Consider the following 13,159-nt stretch of genomic DNA (forward strand, 5'->3'; position numbering starts at 1 on the left):
GCTATGCAAGCTCAGGAGGAGGGGCGAGGCACTGCTTGGCCATCTCTTCTGCCGCCATGGGTTTGCAGAAGTAGTAGCCTTGATAGGCATGGCACTGGTGGTCGTTTAAGAAACGCCAATGTTCTCGCGTTTCTACTCCTTCTGCGATGAGGTTAAGACCCAGCGCACGCCCCATAGCAATAATGGTCTTCACAATTGCCTTGTCGTCGGTATCTTGGTGAAGGTCGCGTACAAACGATTGATCAATCTTAATTTGATCTAGCGGCAGGCGTTTTAAATACTGTAGCGACGAATAACCGGTGCCAAAGTCATCCATGGCAAAGCTGATACCCAACGCTTTGAGCTGGTGCATGCGCGCGATGGTTTCTTCTACTTTACCCAGCACCGTGCTCTCTGTGAGCTCAAGCTTAAGCCGATGTGGAGAGGCGCCGCTGAGCACTAGCGCTTCAGACACCGTATCAACAAACGTTGGCTGCTGGAACTGTTTAGCGCTGACGTTAACGGCAAGCACCAGCTGTTTAGTATGGGCGAGGGTTTCCCAAGCGACTAGCTGCTTACAAGCGGCGTGAAGTACCCAGGTACCAATCGGCACAATTAAGCCGGTCTCTTCGGCAAGTGGAATGAAAACTCCCGGAGAAATGCGCCCTTGGGTCGGGTGCTCCCAGCGAATGAGCGCTTCAGCGCCAATGGCTCGGCCTAGGTTGTCGACTTGCATTTGGTAGGCGAGCACAAATTCATTGCGCTCTATTGCTAGGCGTAAATCGCGCTCCAGCTCGGCCCTGGCTTCAAGCTCTGCCTGTACGGCGGGGTCGTAAAAACGAATGGCGTTTGGCCCGTTTTTCTTGGCGAGATGAACCGCTGCATTGGCATATTGGAAAAGAGTGTCAACGTCTTTATGTTGAGAATTGAACAGTACTAGCCCCTGGCTCAGATTCAGGAAAAAGTAATCGCCGTTGAGGCAATAAGGCTGGGTCAATAAATCAAACACCTGCTCGGCGAATAGTTCAGCCTTTTCTGCCGCCTTAAGGTGGTCGCTGGGTAGCCCGTCGATAATGATGCAAAACTCATCGCCGTTAATGCGGCCTACCTTACAGCCTTCTTGATTGATGTCGCTTAAGCGCTTAGCAATGTGTTTTAGGATGGTATCGCCTGCGCTGTGACCGATACCATCATTGATGCGCTTGAAATCATCCACGTCGATATAAATGAGTGCGCCAAAGGTATTGGTTTGTCGGCTGATTCCTAGCGAATGCTGCAAATGCTCTTTCATCAAGCGCCAGTTGGGCAATTCGGTTAGCGAATCGTAATATGCCAGCTGATGTACCTTATGCTCAGCATCACTACGCCGCTGTTCGGCCTCTCGAAATTCTATTAGCGCTTTCGCAATACGCTGTAATGAGCCACCGTGCTGTTGGCTGAGTTTCTCTATTGCCTGGAGGTCAGGCAGCTTTTTATGGCTGCTGGAGAGCGATAAAATAGCGTCCCCTACGATCATTAAACGCTGATTGGTCCGCCAGACGAAAAATAATGCAGTGCCTATCAGCCCTGCCAGTGTTCCAACGCCCACCCACAGTGTTGCTGTTTGAGCAACGGTGTTTAAGTTTAGGGTCTCTAAGTAGCTATGCAGCAACCGATTAAACCCTATCTCCATGGCAATGATGAGTAATAGTAGCGCGGGGATGACGACCATTAACATCGGTAGTAAAAACATCTTCAAGAGGCTTTGGGTGGGCTTCATAGTAACCTCAGGGGCAAACTACAAAGCACGGCTTCTACGATAGAAGCCGTGCATGTCTAAAGAGTTAACGGCCAAAACCATTGTTTATTTAGCCATTGTTCATTTAGAAACTTTCCCACTCAGGCTCAGCCGACTGACGTTTGGTCGCGGGTAAGGAGGACGTTGGCGTGTGAGCTTGTGACGGCGTAGTGGATGATAATGCGGCTTGCGCCGGTTGTTGATTCTGCTGAGCGTTGGGTAGCTTGAATATCTCCATCGTCAGCAGCAGTTGGCGCGCGTTTTGGCGCAGGTTATTGGCTGCGGTGGCGCTTTCATGCACGAGGGTGGCGTTTTGCTGTGTGACCTGATCCATCTCAGTGACTGCTTGGCCGACCTCTTGCACACCGGCGCTCTGCTCTGCGCTGGCGTTGCTGATTTCTTTCATAATGCTGTTTACGCGCTCAATGGCAGCGACGATCTCTTCCGTTGATTTACTCGCTTCCTCGGCACGCGCGTTGCCGTGATTGACTCGCTCCAGGTTGCTCGAAATCAGCGCATTAATTTCCCGGGCGGCGTCGGCACTACGCTGGGCTAACCGGCGTACTTCTTCGGCAACCACGGCAAAACCACGGCCGTGCTCGCCGGCGCGGGCAGCCTCTACCGAAGCATTAAGGGCAAGAATATTAGTTTGGAAGGCGATCGAGTCGATGGTCGAGATAATGCCAGCGATTTCCTTGGAGCTGGTGTTCAGGTCATTCATGGTGCTAACCACCTGGCGCACAGCTTCACCACCGCGGGTAGCGATACCGGAAGCACTTGAGGCTTCTTCGCTGGCTTGCACTGAGTTGTCGGCATTAAGCTTCACGGTGCTGTTGAGCTGTTCCATGGCAGAGGCGGTCTCGGCCAATGCGCTGGCTTGCTGTTCAGTGCGTGATGAAAGGTCGTTATTGCCTTCGGCGATTTGCTCACTGTTGCTGGCGACGGCCTGTGCAGAACCACGTACCTGGGCAACCGTTGTTTGCAGCTGATGTGCCATTGCGACCTGGGAGGCCATAATGCTGCGGGTATCACCTTTCTTCAGGCGGCCTTGGATGGTTAGCTCACCGCGGCCAATGGCTTCGGCAAACGCCTTGACTTCATGAGGTTCGGCACCCAGCTCGCGGAGTAACTGGCGGGATAAAAACACGGCGATAAAGGCCCCCACCAGCAGTGCGAACAGGGTTAGCCCCAACATCTGCATTTGAAACCCGGAGGCGGTGTCGCGGGCTGTCGCCGTGGTGGTATCGTTTAGCGATTGTTGAAGCCCAATAAACTGGTTGATGCGATTCAACCATTCGGCATAAGCAGGGCCTGCCTCTTCCAGCAACAATGTCTCTGCTTCGTCGAATCGACCCATCTGGCGGTCGCTAATGACTTGCTGTGTAAGCGAAAGAGTGGTCGCTGCTTGGGCGTCAATGCTGTCAAGTATACGACGCTCCTCTGGACCAGAGGAGAACTCGTTAGCTACCTGGTGCTCGCCTTCAGACGCTACCGTGTAATTACTGCTAAGGCGCTCCATTTCTTTGAGAAGCGCATCAAATCTGGCGTCGTCTTGAGTCAGTACGATATCGCGCAGTGCAATGGCGCGGTCATGCACGCTGCCACGCATGTCTACCGCAAAATCCAGCTTGGTGCCGTTGACGTCGTTGATGGTGGTTAGATCACGATCAATTTGATTAACCTGATAAATGCCCACGGCAGTCAGCAGTACAAGCAGTGCGAGGATAGCTGAAAACCCAAGCGTTAAACGCGTGCTGATTTTGGTGCCGGTAAAGCGGGTACTGATAAATGACATGCTTTTCTCCTTAGGCGCCGTGCAGGCGCTTTATAATCATGGTAAGGATATTAGCTTCATGTATAGTTGTTGTACACTTATTTCTTAGATCGCTTTTTGTTTAGAATATATAATTTCAATATTATCAATAATTTATAGTGCAAACAAAAAGCCACGCCGTAGCGTGGTTTTCAAAGGCGAGCCGGCTGTACAACTTATGTGCTTAGCTCGCTAGCTTTATAGGCGCGATATTTGGGCAGTTAGTCATTGTCACCTAAATGCTTAGGCACAAAGCGGCTGCCCTGCAGCTGCTCATGCTCCGGCGCGTTCTCACGCAGCACCGAGAGGACTTCGCTGGCGCGATCATCCATTTCTAAGCCTTGATAACCCTCCACCATGGTGGCTAACGCATCGCGGGTGGCGTTGGATTCAGGGTAGTTTTCAATCACCCAACGGCCGCGTTCAACGGCGGCCAAATAGGCACCGCGGCGTAAGTAATAATCAGCAACATGCAGCTCGTGGCGGGCTAGCAGGTCACGCAGATAGACAATGCGCTGCTGGGCATCGGCAGCGTAGTCACTTTGAGGGTAGCGCTGGATCAGTTCGCGGAAGTCGTTGTAGGCGTCCCGCGATGCACCCAGATCTCGCTTGGAAATATCAATCAGGCGCAGGCGCTCTAAGCTGAAACGGCCCGCTTGCCACGCGGAAAGACCGCGCAAATAGTAGGCATAATCCACCTGGGGGTGATCCGGGTGTAAGCGAATAAAACGGCTTGCCGCCGCCCGGGCTTCTTCCCAATTGCTGTTTTCGTAGTAGGCGTAAATCAGCTCAAGCTGTGCCTGTTCGGCATGGGCACCAAACGGATAGCGTGTATCGAGCGCCTCTAAACGCTCTATCGCAACCGGGTAACGGTTGCTGTCTAGGGCCGTGCGGGCCAGTTCGTAGAGCTCGCGCTCCTGCACGCCAGCGAATTCATCTTCCTCCTCTTCTTGGCTGGTATCGTTACTCGCACAGCCCGCTAACAGGGCAAGGCTTAGGGCTAGAGCGCCAAAGCGGTTGGCAGCAGAAAAAACGCGCATCATCATCCTCGTTGCAAACAAGCCTCATTCACCAAAAAGCGGCGATGGCCATAAGTAGAAATGGTAGAATAGGTCGCAGTCAGCCCACTATAAAACACCTCGGCACAAAACGCAGGCTTAGCGACGTTTCGTTAGGTGTCGTCAAAGGTAGCCGCTAAGGTTTTTTGCGTCTTAAAAGAGGATTTTTATGTCTCGAATAATTGAAGACACGCAGCGGGTACCCGCTACGCTGGCCGGTGCGCGATTAGACCAAGCAGCGGCGGAGTTGTTCGGCGATTATTCCCGCGAGCGATTAAAGGCCTGGATTAACGCCGGTGAATTAACGGTGGATGGCGCTCAGGTCAAGCCTAAGGCCAAGCTGCATGGCGATGAGATATTGGCGCTACAGGCGACGATTGAAGACGATACGCGCTTTGAAGCCCAGAATATTGCACTGGATATCGTCTACGAAGACGACACGCTGCTGGTGATCAATAAAGCCGCGGGTATGGTCGTGCACCCAGCGGCGGGTAATCCTGATGGCACGCTGCTCAATGCGTTGCTGCATCATCACCCCGCCATTGCCGAAGTGCCACGGGCGGGTATCGTTCACCGTTTGGATAAAGATACTACCGGTCTAATGATGGTGGCGAAAACGCTGCCAGCGCAAACTGCCTTAGTAGAGCAGATGCAGGCGCGCAGGGTGTCACGCCAGTACGATGCGGTGGTGATTGGTAAGCCGGTATCAGGGAGTACCATCGACGCGCCGATTGGTCGCCATCCCAAAGACCGTAAGCGCCAAGCGGTGACCACGTCAGGCAAGCCTGCGGTTACCCATTTTCGCGTGGTTGAGCGTTTTCGTGCCCACACTCACGTGCGCTGTAAGTTGGAAACCGGCCGTACCCACCAGATTCGCGTGCACATGGCTCATGCACGTTACCCGCTGATTGGTGACCCCATGTACGGTGGTCGTGCCAAGCTGCCGCCGGGCGCTGCTGAGCCATTAAAGGAGATCCTGCGCGAATTTCCTCGCCAAGCACTGCACGCGCGTAAATTAAGTTTCAAGCACCCGGTGAGTGGCGAAACACTAACCTTTCGTGCAGATCTGCCCGATGATTTGTTAATGTTATTGGATTACCTGCGCGAAGATAACGAGACCATGCGATGAGCGATGCCATTAACTTACGGCCCACGCTTATAGTGCCGGACTGGCCGGCGCCGACCAATGTGCGTGCCTTTGTAACCACCCGTGAGGCAGGGCCCAGCCAAGGAGATTTTGCTGCCTTTAATTCGGCTTCCCACGTGGGCGATAACCTTGACCATGTGGCGCTGTGCCGACGCTTGTTGCACAAAGAGATTGGCGATGAGCGGCCGCTGCTATGGCTGAATCAAGTCCATGGCGCGCGCGTCCAGCAGGGTTTTTCGCCGCAAGCGCCTGGTATGGAGCCCCCCACCGCAGATGCGGCAATTGCCAGCTCCGATGACTATGCCTGCGTGGTATTGACGGCTGACTGCCTGCCGGTAATGTTTTGTAATCGCGCAGGCACCCAGGTTGCCGTTGCCCACGCCGGCTGGCGCGGCTTGGCGGGCGGCGTGCTGGAAGCCACTGTTGCAGCGATGAATACTGATCCTGATGACATTCTGGTATGGCTAGGGCCGGCTATTTCTAATGCTCAGTTTGAGGTTGGCCCCGAGGTCTATAGCGCTTTCGTGGCGGTTCATCCCGATACCGATGAAGCTTTTGATCACAGCCCCTATCGGCTAGGCCACTACATGGCGGATATTTATCGGCTGGCGCGCTTTCGCCTGGAAGCCCTGGGAGTTAATCATATTAGCGGCGGCCACTTCTGCACTGCCTGTGAGTCGCGTTTCTATTCTTACCGTCGTGATGGCGGTAAAACTGGTCGCATGGCAAGCGTGATCTGGATCAACTAAACCGACGCTTTAAAATTGTGCCTCTTGAAATGCCTGGAACTGACGCCATTTAACTTGTCAAGCTAATACTGATTTGACACGTCTAACGACACGTTATTGGGTCACGCGTAGCGTCCAAACGCACGCCACCCCAGGAGGAATGCCATGCGTTTTGATAAATTTACCGCCAAGCTCCAAAGCGCGATTGCCGAGGCGCAGTCGCTGGCCGTCGGCCGCGGCCACAACCAGCTAGACCCCGCGCATTTGTTACTTGCTCTGCTCGATACCAAAGATACCGGCATCAAGGCCCTGCTTGAAAAAGCCGAGGGCAATCCCTCGCGCCTGCGCGATGGGTTAGTCCAGCAGCTGGAGAATCTTCCCACCGTAGGCCAGTTCGATGGTGAGGTTCAGCCATCGCGAGATTTAATTAAGCTGTTCAACTTAACCGATCGTGAAGCACAAAAGCGCGGCGACCAGTTTATTGCTAGCGAGCTAGTGCTTTTGGCCGCGCTGGAAATGAGTTCGGCAATTACCAAGCTGCTAAAAGACGCGGGGATTAACCGTAAGTCTCTTGAAGCTGCCATCGACAGCCTGCGCGGCGGTGCCACCGTCGACGATGCCAATGCTGAAGATCAGCGCGAAGCGCTGAATAAATACACACTGGATCTCACTCAGCGCGCGCTGGACGGCAAACTCGACCCGGTGATTGGTCGTGACGATGAAATTCGCCGCACCATTCAAGTCTTGCAACGGCGCACTAAAAACAACCCGGTATTAATCGGCGAGCCTGGCGTGGGTAAAACCGCCATTGTCGAGGGGTTGGCGCAGCGTATTGTCGACGGCGAAGTGCCGGAAGGCTTAAAAGATAAGCGCGTGCTGTCGTTGGACATGGGCTCGCTGTTGGCGGGTGCTAAGTTCCGCGGCGAGTTTGAAGAGCGTTTAAAAGCCGTACTCAAAGAACTTTCCCAGGAAGAAGGGCGGGTCATCCTGTTTATTGATGAGCTGCATACCATGGTCGGCGCGGGCAAAGCCGAAGGCTCCATGGACGCTGGCAATATGCTCAAGCCTGCGTTGGCTCGGGGCGAGCTTCACTGCGTGGGGGCAACCACGCTGGATGAGTACCGCAAATACATTGAGAAAGACGCAGCGTTAGAGCGCCGCTTCCAAAAAGTGCTCGTTGATGAGCCCACGGAAGAAGATACCGTGGCGATTTTGCGCGGTTTGAAAGAGCGCTACGAAGTTCACCACGGGGTGGATATCACCGACTCGGCGATTATTGCCGCGGCCAAGCTCTCTACCCGCTATATCACCGACAGGCAGCTGCCCGATAAGGCAATTGACTTGATTGATGAGGCGGCCTCGCGCATCCGCATGGAGTTAGACTCCAAACCCGAGGCGATGGATAAACTTGATCGCCGCTTGATTCAGCTCAAGATGGAGCGTGAGGCGCTCAAAAAAGAGACCGATGAGGCTACCAAAAAGCGCCTGGAAGCGCTCAATAACCAGATCCATGAGTTAGAGCGTGAATATGCCGACCTGGATGAAATCTGGAAGGCTGAAAAAGCCAGCATTCAGGGTGCGGCCCAGTTTAAAGCCGAGCTTGAGCAGGCTCGAATTGATCTGGAGCAGGCCCGCCGTCAGGGTGACCTTGGTCGCATGTCGGAAATTCAATACGGCAAGATTCCGGAACTTGAGAAGAAAATCGCTGAAAGCAACGAGGGCGAAGCCGATACCTCAAGCCACCAATTGCTCCGCTCTAACGTTACTGAAGAGGAAATCGCAGAAGTGGTTTCTCGCTGGACGGGCATTCCGGTCGCTAAAATGCTCGAAGGCGAGCGCGAAAAACTGCTGCGCATGGAAGACGCACTGCATGAGCGGGTGATCGGTCAAGACGAAGCCGTTGAGGCGGTGGCTAACGCGGTGCGCCGTTCGCGGGCTGGGCTTTCTGATCCTTTTCGTCCCAACGGTTCGTTTCTGTTCCTCGGCCCTACTGGGGTGGGCAAAACCGAGCTGTGTAAGTCGCTGGCTAATTACCTGTTCGATTCCGAGGAAGCCATGGTGCGGATCGACATGTCGGAGTTTATGGAGAAGCACTCCGTGGCCCGCTTGATCGGTGCACCGCCGGGCTACGTCGGCTACGAAGAGGGCGGCTACTTAACCGAAGCCGTACGCCGCAAGCCTTACTCAGTGCTGCTGCTGGATGAGGTAGAGAAAGCCCATTCGGATGTGTTCAATATTCTGCTCCAGGTGTTGGAAGATGGTCGGCTAACCGATGGGCAGGGGCGCACGGTGGACTTTCGCAATACCGTGATCGTCATGACCTCTAATATGGGCTCGGATATCATCCAGCGCATGGGTGGTGATCCTAGTGGTGATCAGGACCAGGATTACGAGCTGATGAAGAGCATGGTCATGGAGGTTGTGGGCAACCACTTCCGCCCTGAGCTGATTAATCGTATTGATGAAGTCGTCGTCTTCCATGCGCTGGGGCAAGAGCAGATTCAGGCGATTGCCGGTATTCAGCTTGAGCGCTTGAAAGCACGCCTAGCCGAACACGACTTGAAGCTTGAGGTCAGTGACGATGCCATGGCGCAGTTAGCGGTCGTTGGCTTTGACCCGGTATACGGGGCGCGGCCGCTCAAGCGGGCGATTCAAAGCCGCATAGAGAACCCGTTGGCCCAAGACCTGTTGGCGGGTAAATTTGCCCCAGGCGCCACCGTGCATATTAACGCGGTAGACGGCAAGCTGGTATTTGACTAAGTCGGGTATCTGATTAAGCGCTGGAAGTATTGAAAGTTGCTTCTGCGCAATTGAATAGGGCAAAAGCCTCGCTAGCCTTGCTAGCGAGGCTTTTTAATTGCCTTCTTACGACGTTTGTTGCGTTTGGCCTGATCGGAGGTTGACAGGCTGAGGGCGCTAATGGAATCTTGTCGGTTCCTGATTTGCGGGCGCGGACTCAACGGGCAACCCCCAATCCCCGCGCGAAGGGTAGGCGAAGGCCTCTACCCGCCGAAGGACTTCCGGGCTTGGGCTAACCGCCCGACCTGGCCAACGCCCCGACGCGGCGAACCGCCGTGTAAGGGAGCAGCTGATTTATAGCTTATAAATCAGCGTTCCCGAAGAGAGTGCAGGCCCTAACCGGGCCATATGCCAGGGTTTGGCATCAGGTGCCGGCATGGGCCGGCAGCGGCATACCGCCGCACTCGACACCGTGCCTGTGTGGGTACGGATCGCACTCGAGACCTCAAGGGGAGAAATACAGTGGAACTGCTTTCCGGCGCAGATATGATCGCCCGCTTCTTGCAAGATGAGGGCATCGAATACATTTATGGTTACCCTGGCGGTGCAGCGCTGCATATTTACGATGCGCTGTTTCGTCAGGATAAGGTGAAGCACATTCTGGTGCGTCACGAGCAAGCGGCGACTCACGCGGCTGACGGCTATGCCCGTGCTTCGGGAAAGCCCGGCTGCGTGCTGGTCACCTCAGGCCCCGGTGCCACCAACGCCGTCACCGGCATTGCCACCGCCTACATGGATTCGATTCCCATGGTAGTGCTATGCGGCCAAGTGGCGAGCCACCTGATCGGTGAAGACGCCTTCCAGGAAACCGATATCGTCGGCGTGACGCGGCCGATCGTTAAGCACAGCTTCTCGATTCGCCACCCGGCTGAAATTCCGGAAGTACTTAAAAAGGCGTTCTACCTAGCGGCCACGGGCCGCCCAGGCCCTGTCGTGGTCGATATTCCCAAGGATATGACCGCTCCCACCGAGCGCTACGAATATATCTACCCGAAAAAGGTCAAGATGCGCTCGTACAACCCGGTCACACGGGGTCACACGGGGCAAATCAAAAAAGCTGTTGAGCTGATGCTAAAGGCCAAGCGGCCGGTGTTTTATACCGGTGGTGGCGTTGTAACAGGCAAAGCCAGCGAAGGGCTGACCGATCTGGTCAAGCAGTTGGGGTACCCGATTACCACGACGCTGATGGGCATCGGGTCGTATCCTCAGAGCGACCGCCAGTGTTTGGGCTGGCTGGGCATGCACGGCTCCTACGAGTCCAATATGGCCATGCACCATGCCGACCTGATCATTGCCATTGGTGCTCGTTTTGACGACCGCGTGACGAATAACACCTCGAAATTTTGCCCAACCGCCAAAATCATTCACGTTGATGTCGACCCTAGCTCAATCTCTAAAACGGTGCGTGCCGATGTGCCGATTGTAGGGCCGGCGGCTAGCGTTATTAATGAGATGATAAGCCTAGTACAAGGCAACACGGTTGCGAACCCGGAAGCGCTCACTGAGTGGTGGGAAAAAATTGATGGCTGGCGCGCCGACCGCGAAGGCAAGCTTTACGAGCGGTCTAGCCCTGGCGAAGCACTCAAACCTCAGGAAGTCATTGAGGCGTTGTGCCGTGTGACTCGTGGCGAGGCTTACGTTACCACCGATGTGGGCCAGCACCAGATGTTTGCCGCCCAGTACTACAAGTTTGATAAACCCAACCGGCTGATCACTTCCGGTGGCTTGGGTACCATGGGCTTTGGTTTCCCCGCCGCCATGGGTATCAAGCAGAACTTCCCGGAGGATGACGTGGTGTGCGTCACCGGCGAAGGCAGCTTCCAGATGATGATGCAGGAACTCTCTACCTGTAAGCAGTATGGCGTGGGCGTTAAGATCGTTAATCTTAACAATGCCTCGCTGGGCATGGTGCGCCAGTGGCAGGATTTAAACTATAAGTCACGCCATGCACACTCCTACATGGAGTCGCTGCCTGATTTCCACATGCTGATTGAGGCGTATGGGTTTACCGCGATTACCGTTAATACCTTAGACGAGTTGGAGCCTGCGTTAGAGCGTGCCTTTGCTAATAAGCACGAGCTGGTGTTCCTTGACGTGAAGGTCGACCCCTTTGAGCACGTCTATCCGATGCAGGTGCCGTTAGGTGCCATGCGCGACATGCTGCTGTCTAAAACGGAGCGTACCTGATGCGTCATATCATCTCGATTCTGATGGAAAACGAACCGGGTGCGCTGTCACGTGTAGTCGGGCTGTTTTCCCAACGTAATTTCAATATTGAAACGCTTAACGTCGCGCCCACGGAAGACCCGTCGCTGTCGCGCTTGACGGTGACCACCGTGGGCGACGACCGGGTCATCGAGCAGATCACCAAGCACCTCAATAAGCTGATCGATGTGGTTAAGTTGGTCGACCTCACTGAAGGTAACCACATCGAGCGTGAACTAATGCTGGTGAAGGTGAAAGCGCTAGGCGCTGCGCGTGATGAAGTGAAGCGCACGGTGGATATCTTCCGCGCGCAGATCGTCGACGTCACGCCGAGCCTGTATACCGTGCAGATCACTGGCGATGCGGGCAAGCTGGATGCTTTCCTTCAGGCCATGGCGCCGGTAGGTATTCTAGAGGTCGCGCGTACTGGGGTTTCGGGGATTGCCCGGGGCGATAAGGTCTTGTCACTCTAAGCCCGAAAGTACCTAGCCTTTTCAGCTAGCCCTTAAAGTAAGGCTTAAACATGAGCCTAAGCGTCGCTTCTTTCCTAGAGCGGCGCTTTTTAGTTATTAGTCTGTTAACGCTCGTTGACGCCAGCCCGATAGGGCATCAATGCAGCAATTGGCTGGCTGAGTGGCACTCACCGTGTAGAATGAAAGCACTGCTGTTCCCGTGACTTCACTTTTAATGGATGCAATCTATGACACAGGACACTCGCGATCAAGAGCACGCCAGCTCAGATCATTCTCACTCGGATTCTGATCAGTCAGATATTACTGATCATCAAGAGGTAGGTGGTAACGAGGATTTGGCGACTGCCTTCTTGCGTGAAACTGAAGTGGTTGAGGAAACTGTAGAGGACGGCAAAAAGATTCGCCGTAGAGGTATCTATTTACTGCCTAATTTATTTACTACCTCGGCGCTGTTTGCAGGGTTCTTTGCGGTTGTCGCTGGTATTAATGGTGATTTTACCTCAGCTGCCGTCGCTATCTTTATTGCCATGGTGCTCGACGGCCTTGATGGCCGTGTCGCGCGCATGACTAATACGCAAAGCGCGTTCGGCGCAGAGTATGACAGCCTCGCCGATATGATCTCGTTTGGTATGGCGCCTGCGTTGGTTGCTTTTACCTGGATTTTGCAAGATATCGGTAAAACTGGCTGGGTGGTCGCGTTTCTTTATGTTGCGTGCGCCGCGCTTCGCCTCGCGCGCTTTAATGTGCAAATAGGTAGTGTTGATAAAAAGTGGTTTATTGGTTTGCCCAGCCCCTCGGCCGCAGCGCTAGTAGCTGCTAGCGTATGGACCTTCCATAGCTTTGACGCGGATGCTTTCGGCTTTAAGTTGCTGATGCTGGTTGTCGTGGCAGCAGCGGGCGTGCTGATGGTGAGCAATATCCGCTATTACAGCTTCAAGGACCTCGACTTTAAAAAGCCGGTGCCTTTTGTTGTGTTGTTAGCCGTTGTTTTGGGGTTTGTAATGATCTCGGTCGAGCCTTCGGTAATGTTGTTATTGCTGTTTGGAGCTTATGTAGCGTCAGGCCCTGTCTTAGCCGTGATGCGTAAGGCGAAGCCCAAAAGCTAATTTTTTAACAAACCCCATTGCCAACCCGCCAGTGAGATCGTATAGTACGCATCCGCTGCCGGGGACGCCTAGCG

9 protein-coding genes are annotated in these 13,159 nt (G+C 54.3%); 6 read left to right on the plus strand and 3 right to left on the minus strand.

Features of this window, described 5'->3' with window-relative positions; all coding sequences use genetic code 11:
• Window position 1: 1 nt before the first annotated feature.
• The 3 genes from RZA33_RS17755 to RZA33_RS17765 form a co-directional block, all read right to left on the minus strand.
• On the minus strand, window positions 2-1,738 hold the full coding sequence (locus tag RZA33_RS17755; protein WP_317509040.1) for a putative bifunctional diguanylate cyclase/phosphodiesterase: 1,737 nt from the start codon (window positions 1,736-1,738) through the stop codon (window positions 2-4).
• A gap of 103 nt (window positions 1,739-1,841) precedes the next feature.
• Window positions 1,842-3,551 carry a methyl-accepting chemotaxis protein gene (locus tag RZA33_RS17760; protein WP_317509041.1) on the minus strand — a complete coding sequence of 570 codons (1,710 nt, stop codon included), beginning with the start codon at window positions 3,549-3,551 and terminating at the stop codon, window positions 1,842-1,844.
• A 239-nt stretch (window positions 3,552-3,790) separates the two neighbouring features.
• Window positions 3,791-4,609: an outer membrane protein assembly factor BamD gene (locus RZA33_RS17765; protein ID WP_317509042.1), complete on the minus strand. Its 819-nt coding sequence runs from the start codon at window positions 4,607-4,609 to the stop codon at window positions 3,791-3,793.
• A gap of 187 nt (window positions 4,610-4,796) precedes the next feature.
• On the opposite strand from RZA33_RS17765, the gene rluD reads away from it, so the two are divergent.
• The 6 genes from rluD (at window position 4,797) to pssA (ending at window position 13,085) form a co-directional block, all read left to right on the plus strand.
• Window positions 4,797-5,756: a 23S rRNA pseudouridine(1911/1915/1917) synthase RluD gene (gene rluD / locus RZA33_RS17770; protein ID WP_317509043.1), complete on the plus strand. Its 960-nt coding sequence runs from the start codon at window positions 4,797-4,799 to the stop codon at window positions 5,754-5,756.
• Window positions 5,753-6,523 (plus strand): peptidoglycan editing factor PgeF, encoded by a 771-nt coding sequence (pgeF, locus tag RZA33_RS17775; protein WP_317509044.1) that lies wholly within the window; start codon window positions 5,753-5,755, stop codon window positions 6,521-6,523. Before rluD ends, pgeF begins: the two co-directional genes overlap by 4 nt.
• Window positions 6,524-6,667: 144 nt before the next feature.
• Window positions 6,668-9,262 (plus strand): ATP-dependent chaperone ClpB, encoded by a 2,595-nt coding sequence (gene clpB, locus RZA33_RS17780; RefSeq protein ID WP_317509045.1) that lies wholly within the window; start codon window positions 6,668-6,670, stop codon window positions 9,260-9,262.
• Window positions 9,263-9,763: 501 nt separating this feature from the next.
• The gene (locus RZA33_RS17785) at window positions 9,764-11,488 is read left to right on the plus strand and encodes an acetolactate synthase 3 large subunit (RefSeq protein WP_317509046.1); all 1,725 of its coding nucleotides are present in this window, start codon (window positions 9,764-9,766) and stop codon (window positions 11,486-11,488) included.
• The gene (gene ilvN, locus RZA33_RS17790; protein ID WP_040183026.1) at window positions 11,488-11,979 is read left to right on the plus strand and encodes an acetolactate synthase small subunit; all 492 of its coding nucleotides are present in this window, start codon (window positions 11,488-11,490) and stop codon (window positions 11,977-11,979) included. The genes RZA33_RS17785 and ilvN overlap by 1 nt, the downstream gene beginning before the upstream one ends.
• Window positions 11,980-12,206: 227 nt before the next feature.
• A complete protein-coding gene (gene pssA / locus RZA33_RS17795) occupies window positions 12,207-13,085 on the plus strand; it encodes a CDP-diacylglycerol--serine O-phosphatidyltransferase (RefSeq protein ID WP_317509048.1) in 879 nt (292 codons plus the stop codon).
• Window positions 13,086-13,159 lie beyond the last annotated feature (74 nt).

Origin of the sequence: Halovibrio sp. HP20-59 (assembly GCF_033052795.2) — a bacterium.
GTDB lineage: Bacteria > Pseudomonadota > Gammaproteobacteria > Pseudomonadales > Halomonadaceae > Vreelandella.

Excerpts from the sequence above, each read along its gene's own strand:
- RZA33_RS17755 (WP_317509040.1), bottom strand. The coding sequence starts at position 1,738 with ATGAAGCCCACCCAAAGCCTCTTGAAGATGTTTTTACTACCGATGTTA.
- RZA33_RS17760 (WP_317509041.1), bottom strand. The coding sequence starts at position 3,551 with ATGTCATTTATCAGTACCCGCTTTACCGGCACCAAAATCAGCACGCGT.
- RZA33_RS17765 (WP_317509042.1), bottom strand. The coding sequence starts at position 4,609 with ATGCGCGTTTTTTCTGCTGCCAACCGCTTTGGCGCTCTAGCCCTAAGC.
- rluD (WP_317509043.1), top strand. The coding sequence starts at position 4,797 with ATGTCTCGAATAATTGAAGACACGCAGCGGGTACCCGCTACGCTGGCC.
- pgeF (WP_317509044.1), top strand. The coding sequence starts at position 5,753 with ATGAGCGATGCCATTAACTTACGGCCCACGCTTATAGTGCCGGACTGG.
- clpB (WP_317509045.1), top strand. The coding sequence starts at position 6,668 with ATGCGTTTTGATAAATTTACCGCCAAGCTCCAAAGCGCGATTGCCGAG.
- ilvN (WP_040183026.1), top strand. The coding sequence starts at position 11,488 with ATGCGTCATATCATCTCGATTCTGATGGAAAACGAACCGGGTGCGCTG.
- pssA (WP_317509048.1), top strand. The coding sequence starts at position 12,207 with ATGACACAGGACACTCGCGATCAAGAGCACGCCAGCTCAGATCATTCT.